Annotated in this window: 18 protein-coding genes; 11 read left to right on the forward strand and 7 right to left on the reverse strand. The window is 65.1% G+C overall.

Translation table 11 applies throughout. The features are described 5' to 3' along the window. Positions 1 to 73 precede the first annotated feature (73 nt). Positions 74 to 808: a response regulator transcription factor gene (locus tag AB4Y35_RS00440; RefSeq protein ID WP_368702936.1), complete on the reverse strand. Its 735-nt coding sequence runs from the start codon at positions 806 to 808 to the stop codon at positions 74 to 76. Positions 809 to 1,181: 373 nt separating this feature from the next. Between AB4Y35_RS00440 and AB4Y35_RS00445 the strand changes: the two genes are divergently transcribed. Together AB4Y35_RS00445 and AB4Y35_RS00450 are read left to right on the forward strand one after the other, a co-directional pair. Then, entirely contained in the window at positions 1,182 to 2,483 is a 1,302-nt protein-coding gene (locus tag AB4Y35_RS00445; protein WP_368702937.1) for an MFS transporter, read from the forward strand. 127 nt (positions 2,484 to 2,610) lie between these two features. Next, on the forward strand, positions 2,611 to 4,080 hold the full coding sequence (locus AB4Y35_RS00450) for an MFS transporter (protein ID WP_368702938.1): 1,470 nt from the start codon (positions 2,611 to 2,613) through the stop codon (positions 4,078 to 4,080). A gap of 25 nt (positions 4,081 to 4,105) precedes the next feature. On the opposite strand, the gene AB4Y35_RS00455 is transcribed toward AB4Y35_RS00450, so the two are convergent. The 3 genes from AB4Y35_RS00455 to AB4Y35_RS00465 all read right to left on the reverse strand — a co-directional run bounded on the left by AB4Y35_RS00455 (position 4,106) and on the right by AB4Y35_RS00465 (position 5,276). Further along, positions 4,106 to 4,375 (reverse strand): hypothetical protein, encoded by a 270-nt coding sequence (locus AB4Y35_RS00455; RefSeq protein ID WP_324160986.1) that lies wholly within the window; start codon positions 4,373 to 4,375, stop codon positions 4,106 to 4,108. A 70-nt stretch (positions 4,376 to 4,445) separates the two neighbouring features. Continuing rightward, positions 4,446 to 4,880 carry a DoxX family protein gene (locus tag AB4Y35_RS00460; protein ID WP_368688546.1) on the reverse strand — a complete coding sequence of 145 codons (435 nt, stop codon included), beginning with the start codon at positions 4,878 to 4,880 and terminating at the stop codon, positions 4,446 to 4,448. Positions 4,881 to 5,114: 234 nt separating this feature from the next. Next, positions 5,115 to 5,276 (reverse strand): hypothetical protein, encoded by a 162-nt coding sequence (locus AB4Y35_RS00465; RefSeq protein ID WP_165979491.1) that lies wholly within the window; start codon positions 5,274 to 5,276, stop codon positions 5,115 to 5,117. 187 nt (positions 5,277 to 5,463) lie between these two features. Here AB4Y35_RS00465 and AB4Y35_RS00470 point away from each other — a divergent pair, with 187 nt between their 5' ends. From AB4Y35_RS00470 to AB4Y35_RS00500, 7 genes are all read left to right on the forward strand, one after another. After that, positions 5,464 to 6,294, forward strand: a complete 831-nt coding sequence (locus AB4Y35_RS00470) for a helix-turn-helix domain-containing protein (protein WP_368702939.1) — start codon at positions 5,464 to 5,466, stop codon at positions 6,292 to 6,294. Positions 6,295 to 6,815: 521 nt separating this feature from the next. Beyond that, entirely contained in the window at positions 6,816 to 10,607 is a 3,792-nt protein-coding gene (locus AB4Y35_RS00475; protein ID WP_368702940.1) for a nitrate reductase subunit alpha, read from the forward strand. Beyond that, positions 10,604 to 12,127: a nitrate reductase subunit beta gene (gene narH, locus AB4Y35_RS00480; protein ID WP_028202631.1), complete on the forward strand. Its 1,524-nt coding sequence runs from the start codon at positions 10,604 to 10,606 to the stop codon at positions 12,125 to 12,127. Before AB4Y35_RS00475 ends, narH begins: the two co-directional genes overlap by 4 nt. Before the next feature lie 2 nt (positions 12,128 to 12,129). After that, positions 12,130 to 12,825: a nitrate reductase molybdenum cofactor assembly chaperone gene (gene narJ / locus AB4Y35_RS00485; protein ID WP_368702941.1), complete on the forward strand. Its 696-nt coding sequence runs from the start codon at positions 12,130 to 12,132 to the stop codon at positions 12,823 to 12,825. Between the two features lie 56 nt (positions 12,826 to 12,881). Further along, on the forward strand, positions 12,882 to 13,565 hold the full coding sequence (gene narI / locus AB4Y35_RS00490) for a respiratory nitrate reductase subunit gamma (protein ID WP_368688550.1): 684 nt from the start codon (positions 12,882 to 12,884) through the stop codon (positions 13,563 to 13,565). Between the two features lie 34 nt (positions 13,566 to 13,599). Next, positions 13,600 to 14,388: a peptidylprolyl isomerase gene (locus AB4Y35_RS00495; protein ID WP_368703809.1), complete on the forward strand. Its 789-nt coding sequence runs from the start codon at positions 13,600 to 13,602 to the stop codon at positions 14,386 to 14,388. A gap of 33 nt (positions 14,389 to 14,421) precedes the next feature. After that, complete coding sequence (locus AB4Y35_RS00500) at positions 14,422 to 15,708, forward strand: nitrate/nitrite transporter (RefSeq protein ID WP_368702942.1); 1,287 nt, start codon at positions 14,422 to 14,424, stop codon at positions 15,706 to 15,708. A 43-nt stretch (positions 15,709 to 15,751) separates the two neighbouring features. Here the strand turns inward: AB4Y35_RS00500 and AB4Y35_RS00505 are convergent, their stop codons facing one another. Beyond that, the gene (locus AB4Y35_RS00505; RefSeq protein WP_133187752.1) at positions 15,752 to 16,213 is read right to left on the reverse strand and encodes a universal stress protein; all 462 of its coding nucleotides are present in this window, start codon (positions 16,211 to 16,213) and stop codon (positions 15,752 to 15,754) included. A gap of 901 nt (positions 16,214 to 17,114) precedes the next feature. On the opposite strand from AB4Y35_RS00505, the gene flhD reads away from it, so the two are divergent. Then, positions 17,115 to 17,435, forward strand: coding sequence for a flagellar transcriptional regulator FlhD (flhD, locus tag AB4Y35_RS00510; protein ID WP_042266670.1), 321 nt, complete (start codon positions 17,115 to 17,117; stop codon positions 17,433 to 17,435). An 11-nt stretch (positions 17,436 to 17,446) separates the two neighbouring features. Next, on the forward strand, positions 17,447 to 18,049 hold the full coding sequence (gene flhC, locus AB4Y35_RS00515) for a flagellar transcriptional regulator FlhC (RefSeq protein WP_051481243.1): 603 nt from the start codon (positions 17,447 to 17,449) through the stop codon (positions 18,047 to 18,049). A gap of 148 nt (positions 18,050 to 18,197) precedes the next feature. Here the strand turns inward: flhC and AB4Y35_RS00520 are convergent, their stop codons facing one another. After that, on the reverse strand, positions 18,198 to 19,523 hold the full coding sequence (locus AB4Y35_RS00520) for an Nramp family divalent metal transporter (protein ID WP_368688553.1): 1,326 nt from the start codon (positions 19,521 to 19,523) through the stop codon (positions 18,198 to 18,200). 52 nt (positions 19,524 to 19,575) lie between these two features. After that, entirely contained in the window at positions 19,576 to 20,766 is a 1,191-nt protein-coding gene (locus tag AB4Y35_RS00525) for an acyl-CoA dehydrogenase family protein (RefSeq protein ID WP_368702943.1), read from the reverse strand. Between the last annotated feature and the right edge of the window lie 60 nt (positions 20,767 to 20,826).

Below are 20,826 nucleotides of genomic sequence, written 5' to 3' on the forward strand. Positions count from 1 at the left end.
AAAAGACGGCGGCACGCCATGCGTGCCGCCGTCTTTTTTTATCGAACTACAGAATGAATCGCAGCGCCTCGCCTCAAGCCGACTCGAGTTCCGCGTCTTCGGCGGCGAGCGCCTCATGTTCGTCCTGCAGGCACAGCAGCCGGTAGCCGCTCTTGTAGACCGGCTGCAGCCGAAAGCCGTTCGGCGTGTCGATCTCCAGCAGCAGACGCAGCCGCGACACGTGGCTGTCGATCGTGCGGGTCAAGGTCTGCAACTCGCGCCCCCACACCATCGCGTAGATGTGATCGCGCGAGAGCACGCGCCCGATATTCGAGAAGAACAGCGCCGCCAGCCGGTATTGCGTGGTCGAGAGCAGCACAGGCTTGCCGTGCACGCTGACCGCCTGATGCCGCAAGTCGAAGTGATAGGCGCCGGCGTCGATCGTCAGGTTCTCGAAGCGGTCGGGAAACGCGCGGCGCAGGAGCGCGTGCACGCGCGCGCGCAGCACCGAAGGACAGACCGGCAGGCACACGTAGTCGTCGGCGCCGATAGAAAACGCTCGGACCACGTTCTCGTCGGAAGCGTCCTCCGAGACGAACAGCACCGGTATCTGGCTGCCGTTCACGGCCCGCAAGGTTTTCAGCAGCTCCGCGCCGGCGATTTGCGAGCCCTGCCAGTCGAGCAGGAGCATATCGACGGTCGAGGCGGCCAGCGTCCTGGCAAGCAAGAGTGCGTCGCCGGACGCAACGCAGGCGTGACCGCATTGCGTCAGCACGCGCTCGAGCTGCTGGCGATGGTCAGCGTCGCGCTGGAGAATCGCGATGCGCATGGTGGGGCCTCTGATGGATCGATGATGAAACCGGGCAATTTTGTGGATATGTGCAAAATCTGCCCATCGGACGAGTCCGAATTCCAGAGCGCTTCACCGTTTTCCCACGGCGGCGCGGGAGCGTCCTGACGGGCCACGCGTCTGGCAGCTCGCAGGCTTCCTGTAGAATCGCGCTCTGGCCTGAAGTCGTCGCACGTCCGCCCACCCTCGCGGACGCGCTGTTGCCGTGCCCCACCCTTGCGCCCGCCTATCCGACGACCGCCGCCCCCGCGCCACGCGCGCACCAGGCAAATTCGGCCATCACGGACGTCCACACGCGTTCCGCACGCGCTACATACAACGTCGTACATAACAACACCCTGGTTTTTCGGAAATGCAAGCAACAGAAATTGGCGTGCGCACGCCTGCCGCTGCGCGCGCGCTCACCCGCAGCGACTACAAGACGCTCGGGCTCGCCGCGCTCGGCGGCGCTCTCGAGTTCTACGACTTCATCATCTTCGTGTTCTTCGCGCCGGCTATCGGCCAGTTGTTCTTCCCCGCAACGATTCCCGACTGGCTGCGCCAGCTGCAGACTTTCGGCATCTTCGCGGCGGGCTACCTCGCGCGGCCGCTCGGCGGCATCGTCATGGCGCACTTCGGCGACCTGCTCGGCCGCAAGCGCATGTTCACGCTCTCCGTGCTGCTGATGGCGCTGCCCACGCTCGCCATGGGCTGCCTGCCCACCTACGCGACGATCGGCGTGCTCGCGCCCGTGCTGCTGCTCGCGCTGCGCGTGCTGCAAGGCGCGGCCGTAGGCGGCGAGGTGCCGGGCGCCTGGGTGTTCGTCTCCGAGCACGTGCCGCGCCGCCATATCGGCTATGCATGCGGCACGCTCACGGCGGGCCTCACGTTCGGCATCCTGCTCGGCTCGCTGATCGCCGCGGCGGTCAATCATCACTACGCCCCGGGCGACATTGCCGCCTATGCCTGGCGCATCCCGTTCCTGATTGGCGGACTGTTCGGCATGTTCTCGGTGTATCTGCGCCAGTGGCTGCACGAAACGCCCGTGTTCGCGGAGATGAAGGCGCGCAAGTCGCTCGCCGACGAAATCCCGCTCAAGGCCGTGCTGCGCGATCACGGCCGCGCCGTGATCGTCTCGATGCTGCTCACGTGGATGCTTTCGGCCGCCATCGTCGTCGTGATTCTCATGACGCCGCCGCTCCTGCAGAAGCAGTTCCATCTCGACGCCACCACGTCGCTGCTCGCGAACTGCGTCGCGACGCTCTTCCTCACGGTGGGCTGCGTGAGCGCGGGCGCGCTGGCGGACCGCTTCGGCGCGCGCCGCGTGCTCGCCATCGGCGGCATTGCCCTCGCCATTGCCTACTACACGCTGTTCCGCCAGATCGCCGTGGACAGCTCGATGCTCATGCCGCTCTATGCGCTTTGCGGGCTGCTGGTCGGCACGATCGGCGCGGTGCCCTACGTGATGGTGAATGCGTTCCCGCCCGTGGTGCGCTTCTCCGGCATCTCGTTCTCGTACAACGTGGCGTACGCCGTGTTCGGCGGCCTCACGCCGATCGTCGTCGCGCTGCTGATGAAGTCGGCGCCGCTCGCGCCCACCTACTATGTAGCCGCGATCTGCGTGCTCGGTGCGATCACGACGCTGTTCTTCAAGGACCCGCATCGGGAGGAGTAAGTGCGCCGCGGTGCGCACTGAATGCGCACGGGACGGCCGCCACTGATCCGGCACCTTTTTGCCGCCGGCTTCGATGTTTCACCTCGCGCTGAAACGTCGAAGCCGGCGAGCGCCCTACCATGGGCGCATGAATACCTCACACCCCACCCCCGTCCATTTCACGCCCGCGCTCACGCGTATCGTCGCGACCGTCAGCGTCGGGTTCGTCGTCACGCAGCTCGACGTCACCATCGTCAATATCGCGCTCGCGCGCATTGCAACCGATCTCCATGCGAAGGTTGCGGGCCTGCAATGGATCGTCGACGCCTATACGCTCGCCTTCGCCGTGCTGATGCTCTCGGGCGGCGTGCTCGGCGACCGCTACGGGGCGCGCCGCCTCTACGCCATCGGGCTCGTGGTGTTCGCGCTCGCCTCGCTGGCCTGCGGGCTCGCGGCCAATCCGGTCATGCTGATCGCTGCCCGCGCGCTGCAGGGCGCGGGCGCGGCGGCCATGCTGCCCAATTCGCTTGCGCTGCTCAACGAAGCATGCCGCCACGACCGGGCGCTCAGGGCGCGCGCAGTGGGTTTCTGGACCGCCACCGGCGCGATCTCGATCGCCGCCGGCCCGGTGGCGGGCGGTCTGCTGATCGCGGCGTTCGGCTGGCGCAGCATTTTCCTCGTGAACCTGCCGCTGTGCGCGGCAGGCCTGTGGGCCGCGCTCGCGTGGATTCCCGCGCCGCGCCGCCCTGCGCACGATGCCAGCGCCGCCGGCGCGCCCGCCGTGCGCAGCCTCGACGTGCGCGGCCAGCTGCTCGCCATCGTGGCGCTCACGGCCTTTACGGGCGCCGTGATCGAATGGCGGCCGCTCGGCTTCACGCACTGGGCGGTGGCGGGCGGCTTCGCGCTCGCCCTCGTCGCAGGTCTTGCGTTCGTCTCGCTCGAAGCGCGCGCACACGACCCCATGGTGCCGCTCGGCATGCTGCGCAACCGCACGTTCAGCGCGGCGGTGCTGTTCGGTATCTGCGTGAATCTCACCTATTACGGCACGGTGTTCGTGCTCGCGCTCTATCTTCAGCATGCGCGAGGCGAGACGCCGTTGCAGGCGGGCCTCGCGTTCATCCCGCTCACCGGCGGCTTCCTGCTCTCGAACCTCGTGAGCGGCCATGTGGTGGCGCATTACGGCACGCGCCGGCCGATGATCATCGGCGCGCTGATCGCGGGGGTCGGCTACGCGCTCTTGATCGGCGTGGACGCCTCGACGCCGCTCGCCTTCGTGCTGCTCGCCTTCCTGCTGATTCCCTCCGGCATGGGCCTGGCGGTACCGGCGATGACAACGGCCGTGCTCTCCTCGGTGGAGCCGGCGCGTGCAGGGACGGCCTCGGCGCTGCTCAATACGGCGCGTCAGGCGGGCGGTGCGGTGGGGGTGGCGGCGTTCGGCGCGCTCGCGGGCGGGGCGGGCGCGGCGCAGGTGGTGGCCGGCCTGCGCGCGGAAACCGCGGTCTCGACGGCGCTCCTGCTCACGGCGGCCGGGCTGGCCTGGTTCGTGAGGACAGAGCCGGCGCATGCGGGCGTGCGCCACGCCGCGCCGGCGCGGGTGAACGAATCGGAATCTCGCTGAGACAACCGCGAGCCGGCGTGCGGCACTACAGCGACGCTTCCTGGATCGCGCCGGAGTCGATTGCGCGGGCGATCAAGCCATCGTTCTGTGCCTTGCGGATGGCGTGAGCGATCAGCTGGTCGGGCTCCTCGAGCTCGGCCTTGAGCGTGCCGATGAGCCCGGAGGCGTCGAGGATCACCAGCGTCTTCGCGGTATCCGCCTCGCTGATGAACACGCGCCGCGTGCCGTCTTCCGCAAGACTCGCGCAGAACTGCCCGGTCTTGCCTGCCACGTTGAAGTCGAAGTTCTGTATCAAGGCCTGCTCCCTCTACACCCGGTTGCCCGGTGGTTGCAATTCGACACTCGCGCCTCGCCACGCGAAGGCGTCAGCCGCGCAGGCCGCCGCCGCGCGGCGCGCGCAGGCCATCAATGGAAGCACGTCCCGCGCCCGTCACGGTCAGCAGCAGGAAACCGCCCGCAATCGCCACGTTCTTCCAGAAATGAATGACCGCCTCCTGTTGCGCCGCGGCCTGGGTCATGTTCCAGAAGTCATGGCCGAGTATCGCCGTGACGATAGCGTACACGGCCAGCAGGAACGCAACCGCGCGCGTGCGCACGCCCAGCACGATCGCAATGCCGCCGAGCAATTCGACGGCGGTTGCGACGATCGCACCGTACGAGGCATACGGCACGCCCTTCGAGTGCAGGTAGCCGACGAACCCCGCGTATCCCAGCAGCTTCATGGCACCGCCCCACAGAAACAGAATGGCGAGCGCGATGCGGGCGATGAAGATGATGAAGGAATCGGCGGGACGGGTCATGGAGGGCTCCGGTATGCAATATCGGAATGACCGCGGGGCGCACGCTCAGTTCCCTCGACGTGAGGCGGCAGTGGCAGACGAGGCGGCACGCGGAATGGCGTGCCATGCGCTGGAGCGAAACGAACTAACTCGGGAGTTGATTCGGAATGCTATGGAATTTGCCTGACGCACCGTGCCGCGATTCGTTCGCGATGCCCCCGAGCGATTGCGCAAACCGACGCAGTGCTGGCACGCTCAATGCTTGTGATGCATGCCGTGCGGCCGATGCGCGTCGAGCCAGCGAGTCAGGCGCGCTTCGAGCGTGCCTCTGCTGCGGCGCGACACGGCCCACATGGCCGCACACACCAGCAACATGACGCCTGGTCCGAGCAGATAAGCAGCAACGGTTTCCCTCATGGCAGTCTCCTCTGCGCGACGCCACAGTCCTGAGAATTTTTATTCTAGGCGATAGCGCGGCACACGGTAAACGTCGTCCACGAATGCAGCAGGGGCGTAAACCCGAGGTTTTCATATATCCGTTGCCGGCCGCTTCTTTACCTCAGACGTAATCGCCTTGCTCACGCGTTTCGCTAGAATCGCCAGCATGAACACGCTCGCTTCCCTCCTCCCCGCCGCGCCGTCCGGCGCCGGGCGCCCCAGCGTCGGCGAGATGCTGCGCGACTGGCGCATGCGCCGGCGCATGAGCCAGTTGCTGCTCGCCACCGAAGCGGAGATTTCGACGCGCCATCTGAGCTTCGTCGAATCGGGCCGCGCGCTGCCGAGCCGCGAGATGGTCATGCATCTGGCCGAGCAACTCGATGTGCCGCTGCGCGAGCGCAACGCACTGCTCGTGGCGGCGGGCTATGCGCCGCTCTATCGCGAGCGAGCGCTCGACGACCCGCAGCTCGCCGCCGCACGCGAGGCGGTCGATCTCGTGCTGCGCGGTCACGAGCCCTATCCCGCCGTGGCCGTGGACCGCCACTGGAATATCGTCGCGACGAATGGCGCGCTCGCGCCGCTCATCGGCGACGCTTCGCCTGCGCTGCTCGCCGCGCCCATCAATGCGCTGCGGCTCTCGCTGCATCCCGAGGGCATGGCGCCGCGCATCGTCAACTGGCATGCGTGGCGCGCGCATCTGCTCACGCGCCTGCAACGTCAGATCGACGCGAGCGGCGACCCCGCGCTCGCCGCGCTGCACGAGGAACTCGCGGCGTATCCCACGCCGCCGGGCGTAGCGAACGCGAGCGCCGAGCCGATCGCGCATCACATTGCCGTACCGCTACGCGTGCGCACGGTGCTTGGCGAACTGGCTTTCTACAGCACGACCACTGTGTTCGGCACACCGGTCGACATCACGCTTTCCGAACTGGCCATCGAGGCGTTCTTTCCCGCCGATCCGCACACCGCTCAGGCATTGCGCAATCACGCGCCTTGACGCGCGGAAGGCGGCCGCGCCGGGTGCGCCGGGTGCGCCGGGTGCGCCGGGTGCGCCGGATAATATGTCGGGCGCGTGAAACGAGCGGGAATAATCATTCTAGATTCATGCGCACGCAACGATCCGGCCATTCTTCGCGCCGCAAAGTATTAGATCGACGCGAATCTCAATCAATTACAAAAAATCGCGCGTCCTTTTGCACCTGATTTACGCGTCATTTCCAGCTCGATGATGCAATCGAGAGAAAGCCACACTCCGCTCTACCGATCGATTCACCCATGAATTCATGGGGATTTCCTTCATCGACAGAAAACTTTAAAACACGAATCGTTTTCAAACATTTCCGCGCGATAACGTGCATTTTGCATAACCGACGTTTTGCCATCAGCCCGACAAATAGTGCGAAAAGTCGATATATCCGTTCAAATACGTCGAAAGCAATTACATTCATCCCCTTTACATCTTCATGTTCCTTGTTTTAAATACGGGTGTCCCCGACGCACACACAAGCTGGAGATGCCATGAGCCATTTTCTGGATCGTCTGCGTTACTTCACGGCGGCACGAACACAATTCGCAGACGGTCACGGCGCCGTCACAGACGAAGACCGAAAATGGGAGGAGGCGTACCGCACACGCTGGCAGCACGACAAGATCGTGCGCTCCACACACGGCGTGAATTGCACGGGCTCCTGCTCGTGGAAGATCTATGTGAAGGGCGGCATTGTCGCGTGGGAAACGCAGCAAACCGACTACCCGCGCACGCGCCCTGACATGCCCAACCACGAACCGCGCGGCTGCTCGCGCGGCGCATCGTATTCGTGGTACCTCTACAGCGCCAATCGCCTCAAGTATCCGCTCGTGCGCAGCGCGCTCGTGAAGCTGTGGCGCGAGAAGCGCCGCACGCTCGACCCCGTTGCCGCGTGGGCCGCCATTGTCGACGACGATGCCGCACGCAAAAGTTATCAAACGCGGCGCGGTCTTGGCGGCTTCGTGCGGGCAGACTGGAGCGAAGTGCTGGAAATCGCGGCCGCAGCGAACGTGCACACCATCAAGCGTCACGGCCCCGATCGCGTGATCGGCTTCTCGCCCATTCCCGCGATGTCGATGGTCTCGTACGCGGCCGGTTCGCGCTATCTCTCGCTCATCGGCGGCGTGTGCCTCTCGTTCTACGACTGGTACTGCGACCTGCCGCCCGCCTCGCCGCAAACATGGGGCGAGCAGACCGACGTGCCCGAGTCCGCCGACTGGTACAACTCGTCGTTCATCGTGATGTGGGGGTCGAACGTACCGCAAACGCGTACGCCCGACGCGCACTTCATGGTGGAAGCGCGCTATCGCGGCGCGAAGATCGTGTCGATCTTCCCCGACTATGCCGAAGGCGCGAAGTTCGGCGATATCTGGCTGCATCCCAAGCAGGGCACCGACGCGGCCCTCGCGCTCGCCATGGGCCACGTGATCCTCAAGGAGTATCACCTCGCCGGCAAGAGCGCCTATTTCGCCGACTATTGCAGCCGGTTCACCGACATGTCCTGCCTCGTCACGCTCGTCGAGCGCGACGGCCAGTACGTGCCCGACCGCTATCTGCGCGCCTCCGACTTCGACGGCGCGCTCGCGCAGGACAACAATCCCGAGTGGAAGACCGTGGTGATCGACAGCGCGACCCACGAGTTCGCGGTGCCGCTCGGCTCGGTGGGCTTTCGCTGGGGCCAGCAGGAAGGCGCAGATCGCGGCAAGTGGAACCTGCGCGAGGAAGGCGTCAATGGCGCGCCGCTCAAACCCGCGCTCTCGCTGGTGGAAAAGCACGACGATGTGGTGGACGTGCTGTTCCCCTACTTCGGCAACGTCGCGCATCCGCACTTCCCGCACACCTCGCACGGGCCGGTGCTGAGCCGCCGTATTGGCGTGCGGCGCGTGGCGACGCCCGCCGGCGAGCGGCTCGTCGCCACCGTCTACGATCTGTTCGTGGCGAACTACGGGCTCGACCAGGGCCTGGGCGGCAAGGACCTCGCGCACAGCTACGACGACGACGTGCCCTACACGCCCGCGTGGCAGGAAGCGATTACGGGCGTGAAGCGCGCAGACGTCATCAACGTCGCACGCCAGTTCGCCGAAAACGCCGACAAGACCGAAGGCCGCTCGATGGTGATCATCGGCGCGGGCATCAATCACTGGTTCCACATGGACATGGCGTATCGCGCCATCATCAACATGCTCGTGATGTGCGGCTGCGTCGGCAAGTCCGGTGGCGGCTGGTCGCATTACGTGGGCCAGGAAAAATTGCGCCCGCAAACAGGCTGGACTGCGCTCGCGTTTGCGCTCGACTGGAACCGGCCGCCGCGCCAGATGAACGCCACCTCGTTCTTCTACGCGCACACCGACCAGTGGCGCTACGATCCGATGAATCCCACGGACCTGCTTTCGCCACTCGCGAACAAGGCCGACTACCACGGCGCGCCGATCGACTACAACGTGCGCGCCGAGCGCATGGGCTGGCTGCCTTCGGCTCCGCAACTCACGAGCAATCCGCTGGAGCTTGGGCGCTCGCTCGAAGACCCCGCCAAGGCCGGCGCCGAAGTCGCGCGCCGCCTGAAAGACGGCAGCCTCAAGCTCGCCTGCGAGGACCCCGACAGTCCCACCGTGTTCCCGCGCAATTTGTTCGTATGGCGCTCGAACCTGCTCGGCTCGTCGGGCAAGGGGCACGAGTACTTCCTCAAGCATCTGCTTGGCACAACGAACGGTGTGCAAGGCGAGGAAGTGGTGAAGGACGGCGTGCCGCGTCCCGAAGAAGTCGTCTGGCATGAGGAAGCGCCCCAAGGCAAGCTCGACCTGCTCTGCACGCTGGACTTCCGCATGTCCACCACCTGCATGTACTCGGACATCGTGCTGCCCACGGCCACGTGGTACGAGAAGGACGACATGAACACGTCCGACATGCACCCGTTCATTCACCCGCTTTCCGCCGCGGTGGACCCCGCGTGGCAGGCGCGCAGCGACTGGGAAATCTTCAAGGCGATCGCGAAGCGCTTTTCCGAGCTGAGTGTCGGCCATCTCGGCGTGGAGCGCGACGTGGTGCTCGCGCCCATCGCGCACGATGCCGCGGGCGAACTCGCCCAGCCCTTCGGCGTGGACGACTGGAAGCGCGGCGAGTGCGAGCCGGTTCCAGGCAAGACCATGCCGGGCGTAGTCACAGTCGAGCGCAACTACCCCGAGACCTATCACCGCTTCACCTCGCTCGGGCCGCTGATGGACAAGCTCGGCAACGGCGGCAAGGGCATTAGCTGGAATACGGAAGAAGAAGTCCACGAACTCGGCGCGCTGAACTACCGCGACCAGTCCGAGGACGCCGGCGACGCAAAGGGCCGCCCGCGCATCGATACCGCGCTCGACGCCGCGGAAACGATTCTCTCGCTCGCACCCGAAACCAACGGTGCGGTCGCCAGGAAGGCGTGGGAAGCGCTGTCGAAGTTCACGGGCATCGAGCACGCGCATCTCGCCGAAGCCCGCGCCGACGAGAAGATCCGTTTCCGCGATATCCAGGCGCAGCCGCGCAAGATCATTTCGTCGCCGACGTGGAGCGGCATCGAGTCGGAGCACGTGTCGTACAACGCGGGTTATACGAACGTGCACGAGCTGATTCCATGGCGCACGCTGAGCGGCCGCCAGCAGCTCTACCAGGACCACGCGTGGATGCGCGCGTTCGGCGAGGCGCTGTGCGTGTACAAGCCGCCCATCGACACGGGCAGCTACGAGAAGATGACCGGCACGCGCTCGAACGGCAACCCCGAACTCGCGCTGAACTTCATCACGCCGCACCAGAAGTGGGGCATCCACAGCACCTACACCGACAACCTGCTGATGCTCACGCTCTCGCGCGGCGGGCCGATCGTGTGGATTTCGGAAAAGGACGCGGCGCAGATCGGCGTGGTCGACAACGACTGGATCGAATGCTTCAACGCGAACGGCGCGCTTTGCGCGCGCGCCGTGGTGAGCCAGCGTATTCCGCGCGGCATGGTGATGATGTACCACGCGCAGGAAAAGATCGTGAATACGCCTGGGTCCGAAATTACGGGCACGCGCGGCGGCATTCACAACTCGGTCACGCGTATTTCACTCAAGCCCACGCACATGATCGGCGGCTATGCGCAGCTCGCTTACGGCTTCAACTACTACGGCACGGTCGGCTCGAATCGCGATGAATTCCTCATCGTGCGCAAGATGAAGAACGTCGACTGGCTCGACGCCGAGGAAACGCCCGTTGGTCCCTTGCCTGCCGCTGTGACTGCGGCCGTCCGCGAAGGAGAAAGCTCATGAAAGTGCGCGCGCAGATCGCGATGGTGCTGAACCTCGACAAGTGCATTGGCTGCCATACGTGTTCGGTCACCTGCAAGAACGTCTGGACGAGCCGCGAGGGGATGGAATACGCGTGGTTCAACAATGTCGAGACGAAGCCCGGCATCGGCTACCCGAAGGAATGGGAGAACCAGGAGCGCTGGCGCGGCGGCTGGGTGCGCAAGGCCGATGGCCAGATCGAGCCGCGTCTGGGCGGCAAGTGGCGCCTGCTCGCGCAAATCTTCGCGAATCCGCATCTGCCGGAAATCGACGACTACTACGAGCCCTTCACGTTCGACTACGCGCATCTGCAGGAAGCGGGCAACACGAAGGCCACGCCGGTTGCGCGGCCGCGCTCGCTCGTGAGCGGCGAGCGCATGGAGAAGATCGAGTGGGGCCCGAACTGGGAAGAAATTCTCGGCGGCGAGTTCGAGAAGCGTTCGAAAGACTATAACTTCGAGAACGTGCAGAAGGAGATCTACGGCGAGTTCGAGAACACCTTCATGATGTATCTGCCGCGCCTGTGCGAGCACTGCCTGAACCCGGCGTGCGTGGCGGCGTGCCCTTCCGGATCGATCTACAAGCGCGAGGAAGACGGCATCGTGCTGATCGATCAGGACAAGTGCCGCGGCTGGCGCATGTGCGTTTCGGGCTGCCCGTACAAGAAGATCTACTTCAACTGGAAGAGCGGGAAGGCCGAGAAGTGCATTTTCTGCTATCCGCGCATCGAGGTGGGCCAACCCACCGTGTGCTCGGAAACCTGCGTGGGCCGCATCCGCTATCTGGGCGTGCTGCTCTACGATGCGGACCGCATTCAGGAAGCCGCTAGTGTCGCCGACGAAAAGGATCTCTACCAGGCGCAGCTCGACGTCTTCCTCGACCCTTTCGATCCCGCCGTAATCGAGCAGGCCGCGCGCGACGGCGTTCCGCAGGCGTGGATCGACGGCGCGCAGCGCTCGCCCGTGTACAAGATGGCGATCGACTGGCGCATCGCCTTCCCGCTGCACCCCGAGTACCGCACGCTGCCGATGGTCTGGTACGTGCCGCCGCTCTCGCCCATCAACGCGGCCGCCAATAGCGGCGAGCTCAGCATGAACGGCTGGCTGCCCGACGTGCATTCGCTGCGCATTCCGCTGCGCTACCTCGCGAACCTGCTTACCGCCGGCGACGAAAAGCCGGTGCAGGTCGCGCTGGAGCGTCTGCTCGCCATGCGCGCGTTCATGCGCGCGCGCCAGGTCGACCGCGTGGACGCCCCGCAGGTGCTCGCGCAAGCAGGGCTCTCGCTCGCCCAGGTCGAGGAGATGTACCGCTATCTCGCGATCGCGAACTACGAAGACCGCTTCGTGATTCCCACCACGCACCGCGAGTACGCGGAAGACGCCTTCGACTTGCGTTCGTCGTGCGGCTTCACGTTCGGCAACGGCTGCTCGGACGGCAAATCGGAGGCGAGCCTGTTCGCGCCGAAGAGTGGGCATCGCAAGATTCCGATTCAGGAGATCTGACCATGTTCGCGGCTCGTCCCCAGCCCATGACGTACCGGCTCGTTGCGTCGCTGCTCGAGTATCCCGATGCGCCGCTCATCGAGGCCGTGCATGAACTGCGCGCGATGGTGCGCAGCGAGCGCGCGTTCGGCGCCGATGCACGTGAGAAGCTCGAACGCTTCCTCGACTATCTCGGTTCGCGCGATCTGCTCGCACTGCAGGAGAACTACGTCGCGTTGTTCGACCGCGGCCGCGCAACGTCGCTGCATCTGTTCGAGCACGTGCACGGCGAGTCGCGCGATCGCGGCCAGGCGATGATCGACCTCGTCCAGACCTACGAGAAGCACGGCATGCTGTTGCAGCCCGGCCAGTTGCCCGACTACCTGCCCGTGTTTCTCGAATACCTCTCGATTCTGGAGGCGAACGACGCGCGCGCGCTGCTGGGCGAAACCGTCGCGATCCTGCAGTCGATCACCGACGAACTGAGCCGGCGCAACAGCCATTACGCGTATGTGATCGGCGCGCTGCTGCCGCTCGCGGGCGCGGGCGGCGCCGACCTGCCCGAGGCCGCGCACGACGACGACGCGGGCAAGCCGCACGACAAGGAGCATCTGCGGGCGCTCGACGCGGCCTGGGCCGACGAGCCCGTGCAATTCATGGGCGCCGAGCGCCCGGCCGTCGCGCCCGTGGCGTTCCACCCGCGCCGCGCGCCGCGCTGAACACCGCAACACGCTAGCTAAGTACGCCGTTCGAACACCGCAAGCAAGGAGCCGTCATGGGCCAATACTTCCATCAGTTTCTGTTCGGCATCTATCCGTATATCTGCCTTGCGGTGCTGCTGTTCGGCTCGCTCGTGCGCTTCGACCGCGAGCAGTACACGTGGAAGAGCGACTCCTCGCAACTGCTGCGGCGCGGGGCGCTGCGCCTTGGCAGCAACCTGTTCCACTGGGGCATTCTCGTCGTGGTGATGGGTCACTTCGTCGGCTTTCTCGCGCCGCACTGGCTCGTCGCGCCGTTCATCTCGGCCACCGTGCACCAGTTGCTCGCCATGGTCGCGGGCGGCGTGGCCGGCAGCTTCGCCATCGTCGGGCTCACGATCCTGATCGTGCGGCGGCTCGGCGACACGCGCATTCGCGTGAACAGCAAGGCGTCGGACATCCTCATCGTGTTCATGCTGTGGGTGCAGCTCGCGCTTGGCCTCGCGACCGTGGTGCTCTCGTCGCACCACATGGACGGCCTGATGTTCGAGCAGCTCACCGATTACGTGAAAGGCGTCGTGACGTTCCGGCCCAATATCGCCGGGCTGCTCGACGGCGTGCCGCTCGTCTATCAAACCCATATCGCGCTCGGCTTCACGATCTTCCTCGTTTCGCCCTTCACGCGCATGGTGCATATCTGGAGCGGCATCGCTTCGGTGTTCTATCTGATCCGTCCGTACCAGCTCGTGCGCAAGCGCTAAATCGCACCAACCGGAACCAGGAGCGCCATCGATGATGAATGCGGTCCCCAATCAAGACCAGCCAGGCCTGCCCGCCCGCGTGAACGACGTCGAGATCGGACTCGCGGCGATCGAGGCCGAACGCGGCAATCACGCCGACGAGCCGGACCCCGCGCTCGCCGCGCGGCGCACGCTCGTCGTGCACGAACTGCTGCGCCAGCGCGCCGTGGCGCTGGACCTGCTGGCGCCCGACGCCGAACTCGACGACAGCGCGATGGATGCGCTGCTGGAACGCGAGCTACGCGTTCCCGAGCCCACGCGCGAAGACTGCGAGCGCTACTACACGCAGCACGCGAAGCGCTTCGTGCGCAACGAACTCGTGTACGCGAGCCACATCCTCTTCGCCATTACCGACCGCGTGCCGCTCGCGCTGCTGCGTCAGAAGGCCGAAGAGACGCTGCGCGAATTGCAGCAGGCGCCGGATACCTTCGAGGCGCTGGCGCGCCAGTTCTCGAACTGTCCGTCGGCGGGCGTGGGCGGCAGCCTCGGCCAGCTCACGCGCGGCGACACGGTGCCCGAATTCGAAGCGGCACTGTTCGACTGCGCCGATATCGGCGTGCTGCCGCGTCTCGTGCGCACGCGCTTCGGCTTTCATCTCGTGCGCGTGGACCAGCGCGTACCGGGCAATCCGGTGCCCTACGACGAAGTCTCGGGCGACATCGCACGCTTTCTCAGCGAACGCGTGCGCCATAAGGCCATCCAGCAGTACGTATCGATCCTGGCTTCCGAAGCGACGCTCGAAAACGCGGCGCTGGAAGCCGCGACGAGCCCGCTCGTCCAGTGAAGTCGACGTGCACCCCCATGCGATGGAGGCAACATGAATCTGCGTAGCGAACCGGCGCGCCCCGTAGCGAGCGCAGCCCAACCCGAGAAAGTCGGCGCGAAGGCATGGTCCGTCCTGCTCGTCAGCACGCTCGCGTTTCTCGTGTGTTTCGTGGTGTGGATGATGTTCGGCGTGCTGGGCGTGCAGCTGCGCGAGGAGCTCCAGCTCAACAGCACGGAGTTCGGCCTGCTCACTGCCACGCCCGTGCTGACGGGCGCGCTCATGCGCCTGCCGCTCGGCGCGTGGACCGACCGCTTTGGCGGACGCATCGTCATGACCACGCTGCTCGTGGTCTGCGCCGTGCCCGTGTACGTCGTCAGTTACGCGAGCGAGCTGTGGCAATTCCTGCTCATCGGGCTCTTTCTCGGTTGCGTGGGCGCCTCGTTTGCGGTGGGTACGCCGTATGTGGCGCGCTTTTTCCCGCCCAGCCAGCGCGGCTTCGCCATGGGCTTTTTCGGCGCGGGCACGGTGGGCGCCGCCGTCAATCTGTTCGTCACGCCGCAGCTGGAGAACCTCTACGGCTGGCGCTTCGTGCCGCGCGTCTACGCCGTCGCGCTGGTCGTGACCGCCGTGATTTTCTGGCTCGGTTCGGCGCGCGATCCGGGCGCCGGCAAGTCGGGCGGCTCGCTGCTCGACTCGTTCAAGGTGCTGGCGGACCCGCGCGTGTGGCGGCTATGCCAGTACTACTCGATCACCTTCGGCGGCTTCACGGCGCTCTCGCTGTGGATTCCGCAATACCTGAAGGCCGAATACGGCATGTCGCTCGTGATGGCTTCGGCCTTCGCCGCGGGCTTTTCGCTGCCGGGCTCGATCCTGCGCGCCGTGGGCGGCGTGCTCGCCGACAAGCTCGGCGCGCACACCGTCACGTGGTGGGGCCTGTGGGTGGCGTGGATCTGTCTCTTCATTCTCTCGTACCCGCCCACCGACTTCGTGATCCACACGATCGACGGCCAGGCGGCGCTGCATATCAGCATGCCGGTGTTCGGCTTCGTTGCCGTGGCCTTCGTGCTGGGCGCGGTGTTCGCGTTTGGCATGGCCTCGACGTTCAAATACGTGGCCGACGACTTCCCCACCAACATGGGCGTCGTGACCGGCATCGTCGGGCTGGCAGGCGGCCTGGGCGGCTTTCTGCTGCCGATCCTGTTCGGCATCCTGCTCGACTGGCTCAAGATCCGTTCGAGCTGCTTCATGCTGCTTTACGGCATCGTGTGGGTCTCGCTGATCCTGCTTTACATCTCCGAAGTCAAGCGCACGCCGATTCTTGGCGAACCGAGCGCCTGAACGGCGCAGCGCTGCCCTGCAGTTCGGGCGTCGTGGCGGCGGCTCAGGCCGCCGCTTTCGCGGGCTCCGGGTCCGCCGCGGTAACGACCAGCACGCTGCACGACACGCGGTCGAGCAGCAGGCGGTCGTCGCGCCCATCCCACCAGCGCTTGAGCGGTCCGCGCCGGTGGTGCGCCACCACGATAAGGTCGGGCTGGAGTTCCGCGCAGTAGCTTGCGATCACGTCGATCGGCCGGCCCACCACGAAGTGCCCGGTTGCCACGAGCCCCTTGTCCTGCAGGCACGCCACCCCGTCACGCAGAATCTCGCGCGCCGCTTCCTCCGCGGCTTCGAACGGCACGGCGGACGCGATGTCCGTCCCCCATTGCAGCGGCGCCTGGTCGAGCACGGCCAGCAAATGCGTTTGCGCGTGGCATTCGCGTGCAAGGTCGGCACCCTCACGCAAAGCCCGGCGGCCTTCGCGCGTTGCGTCGTAACACAGCAGAATCCTGTTGAACGAGGCCATGATCCCTCCCCCGATGATTCCCGGCGCCGGGCGGGCGAACGCGCCATGCCCGCAATGCCGCCTTGATTATTTCAGTTATATCACGTCATGATATAATTGGCACATCGGCAGTCGCTGTATACGGTATAGAAGGTGCGATGGTTATCGACAACGACTTTGAAATCGCCAGGCTGCCCTTCACCCGCGTATCGTCGGCGCGCGGGCCGGTCTGTTTACTGGGCGCAGCCCTCATCGAAGCAGTGCCCTGGCTGACCTGAAGCGGCAAAAAAACCGCCTCACCCGGATGCGTCTCGACAGCGACTCGCAAACGTTTCACAAGTGCGATCTTCGCGCAATATCCAGCCCGCATATTTTCCAGAAACCAACGGTGTGTCCCACCGTCTGCACTCGTAACATCTCAGTTACACATTGCCCTGTTACAGGTCGTCAGGGTCGAAACACCTGTTACAAACTCAATAGTCATAGGTATTAATCCGCAGTGCCGTATTTTTTACCTGTCAACCCAACTCCTTTCTAAACGTTTATTCCACCGGGCGGCCTTTTTCGTCCTTCGGCGATTCGTTGCGCAGGCACCGTCGATCTGGCAAAAACCCTGATAAACCAAGGTGCTACGGGCTGTTTAAGCGCCCCGGTCAGTGTCGCGGGGGCGTGTCGCCAGCCCGATATCAAATTGCAGCAAAACTTACCGAAAATAATTTACAACAGTACGATTATTTTTGATCCGAGGGATTGATTTCTGAGATAAGCCCTCATACAATTCCCTCCAAGGTTGTTACGAGATGTAACAACCTGTATCAAAGAGTCAGATCGAGCCAAAGAGCGAAGATCGACCACAAGACCAGAAAAGATACAACGGCGAAAAAGCCGGGGGGTTAAATTCGGGGCTTCGGAAACTAGAGAAATGGACCGCAGCAGCGAGACGCTGGAATCTATCCGCGAAATTAATTTGTCGTATCTGATGCTCGCACAGCGCATGCTGCGCGAGGACAAGCCAGTCGGCATGTTCCGACTGGGACTGTCGTCGGAACTGGCCGATCTGCTTGGCGCTCTGTCGCTCGCGCAGATCGTCAGGTTGGCCTCTTCCGACCAACTTCTCTGTTTTTTCCGCTTCGACGATCATGCGATGTTGTCCGCGCTCACGCAGACTTCCAGGCATGCCGACGTGGCGGCTACCCATGCGGCCATCCTGCTTGCGGGACAGCCGGCTGGTCAATTCGCCTGAGGGTGACGTCCATGACTACGCGGCGCAGCCTCACCGAAGACGCTCAGGAAGTATTCCGCGCGATCGCACTGATCGAGCTGGGCGCACGCATGCAGGTGCTCGAAAGCGAACTCACGCTCTCGCGCGACCGCATGATCCGCCTGTATCGCGAGATCCGTGGCGTATCGCCGCCCAAAGGTATGCTGCCGTTCTCGGCGGACTGGTACATGACGTGGCTGGCCAACATCCACGCCTCGCTGTTCTATAACACGTACCTGTTCCTCAAGAACGAAGCGCGTTGCTCGCATCTCGACGCGCTCACCAAGGGGTTCCGGCTGTATCTGGAACACTGCCGCCACAGCGGGGCCGAGCCGGCGCTCGACCTCACGCGTGCGTGGACCCTGGTGCGATTTTTCGATGCCGATATTCTGCAGTTGACGCCTTGCTGCCGTTGCGGCGGTAAGTTCGTCGCGCATCGCCACGACCTTCAGCACAACGTCGTGTGCGGCGCATGCCAGCCTCCTTCGCGAGCCGGCAAGACGAAAAAGGCGGCTGCAGCGCGACGGGGCGCCGAGCAGACCGAGAGCGACCTTCCGGTAGTTGTAACATCGGATGGCATTGCCGAGGCTGCGTAAGCGTAGGAGAGCAGATCCGGACTAACCGGACGCGAGACCAAGACGCGAACCCGTCCGGTGCCTGAGCGCACCGGACGGCGAAGCGCTTTCTGATTGCCGCCTTTGCTTGCCGCCTGCATGGCGCGCGCCTGTTACACCTTTCCCTTCTTTAGCTTCCGCTGAACGTCTGCCAGACGAGCCACAGGTTCGCCGCCGAGATCACGACGAACAGGAACCACGCCAGCAACCGCGTGGGCAGCCGGTTCACGAACTCGCCCATCAGCGCACGATCGTTCGTCATGCGAATGAGCGGCCACAGCGCGAACGGCAGCTGCAGACTCAGCACCACCTGGCTTGCCACCAGCAGCTTGCCCACCGCGCCGTTGCCGAGCAGCGCGACGCCCGCGAACGCGGGAATCAGCGCGAGCACGCGCGTAATGAGTCGCCGCTGGTAGCATGGAATCTTCATCCTTAGGAAGCCTTCCATGATGACCTGGCCCGCCACGGTACCCGTGAACGTCGAGCTTTGCCCGGAAGCAAGCAGCGTGATCGCGAACAGCACCGCCGCCGCGCCCGTGCCGACGATCGGGGCGAGCAGCTTGTAGGCCTGTTCGATATCGGTGACCTGGGTGTGCCCGTTGGCGTGAAAGGCCGCCGCGGCCAGTATCAGGATGGCCGCGTTGATGAGCAGCGCGATCAGCAGCGAGACGATCGTGTCGAGGCGCGACAGGCCGATGGCCTGCGCGAGGCTCGCACGGTCGCGCTTGACGGCGCGCGTCTGCACGATCGACGAATGCAGGTAGAGGTTGTGCGGCATGATGGTCGCGCCGAGAATGCCGATCGCCAGATACAGCGGCTCCGCCGAGGAAATGGCGTGCCACGACGGCACCGCGCCCGCGAATACCGAGGGCCAGTGCGGCTTCACGAGCGCGAGCTGGATCACATAGCCCAAACCTATCGTGGCGATAAGCCCGGCCATGATCGCCTCGAGCGAGCGGAAATTCTTGCCCTTCAAGCCCAGCACGATGAGCGTATCGAAGGCCGTGAGCACCACGCCCACCATCAGCGAGCAGCCCAGCAGCAGGTGGAACGCAAGCGCGCCGCCCAGCACCTCCGCAAGATCGCAGGCGATGATCGAAAGTTCGGCGAGCACCCACTGGCCGAGCACCACGGGCCTCGAATAGCGCTCGCGCGAAAGCTCCGCGAGATCGCGCTGCGTGACGATGCCAAGACGCATGGAAAGGCATTGCAGCGCGATCGCCGCGAGGCTCGAGAGCACGACCACGAACAACAGGCTGTAACCGAAGCGCGAGCCCGCCTCGATGTCGGTCGCCCAGTTGCCCGGGTCCATGTAGCCGATCGACACCAGCAGGCCGGGGCCCGCGAATTGCCAGAACTTCTTCCAGAACGGCGCGCGCGGCGAAAACTCGATGCTGCCCTGCACTTCGGACGGGCAGAACGGCGCCGTTGCCGTGGTCGGTAGTCGGAATTCCAACGCTTCCATCCTCAAGGGTTGACGCGTCGCGGCACGTGACGCGATCGGGCCCTCAAGTGTACAGCGTCGGCTGCGGCACTTCTCTCAAGAGCGTATAGCGGCCCACGTCGCGCAGGCGATAGTCGAGCGGATCGTGCAGCGTATGCACGCGCGCATTGCGCCAGAAACGGTCGAGCGCGAGCGCCGCGCCCGTGGCGCGCGCGCCGCATGCCTCGAAAAGCTGCTCGCCGCCCTGAAGCGCGGCGCGATGCGCGACGATCTTCGCCTCCGAAATCGCGAGCGAGACTTCGGCGCGCGTAATCGTGCTCAACGCCTCGCCTTCGTCCCATGCGGCGTCGAGCAGCGCGCCCGCACGATCGGCCAGCACCGCCGCCGCGAGCGACTGCACGCGCATTTCGCCGAAGCGCTGCTGCAGGAACGGGTCGTCGGCCACGTGCTGCACGCCCGAATTGACCCACGGGCGGCCGTTCGCGAGCACGTAGGCGCGCGCTTCCTCGAGCGCGCCTTCGGCGAGGCCCACGAACAGATTCGTCAGCACACCTTGCGAGACCAGCGTGCGCAGCGTGGCGCGCGGCGTGTCGGGACGCTGCAGCACTTCGGCGGCGCGCACTGCCACATTCTCGAACGACACCGTGCCGCTATCGGTCTGACGCTGGCCAATCGGGTCCCAGTCGTCGTGCACCGTGATCCCGGCGCGCGTGGTGGGCACGACCGCGAACACCGGGCTGCCCGTGGCAGGATCGTGCGCGCTCACGGTCATCATCTGCGAACCGTAGGTCCCCGAACAGAATCCCTTCCTGCCATGCAGACGCCAGCCGCCTTCCCTGTCCGGCTGCGCGACGAGCCGCGTGTCGATGGGATTCACGGCATTGCCCCACCACCAGCGATACTCGACGGTGCCTTGCAGCCAGTTCGCGCGCTGCGCGGCGCTGCCCCACAATGCGACGCTCGCAATCTGCAGGCACTGAAAGCCGAGCAGATGCGCAAGCGCGCTGTCGACGCGAGCAAGCGCGCGGATCGTCGCGTAGATCTCGCTCCAGCGCACGCCATCCCGACCGAACTGCCCGCCGAATTCGCGCGGCACGGCGAGCGTGAGCAGCCCGGCGTCGGCAATGCGCTGCTTTTCGGCGCCCGCGTGACCGCCTGCGAGATCGCGTTGCGCCGCGTTCGCGCGCAGCGCTTCGAGCAGCGCGGCGAAACGCGCGTCCTGTTCCTGCCCGCGTGGGCGCTGTGCTTCGTTCATACCCATAGTTCCCGAATGTGATGCCCGAAAAGCGAAGCGCGCAGCAAGCGGGCTGCGCGC

Source organism: Paraburkholderia sp. EG286A (assembly GCF_040965375.1).
GTDB lineage: Bacteria > Pseudomonadota > Gammaproteobacteria > Burkholderiales > Burkholderiaceae > Paraburkholderia.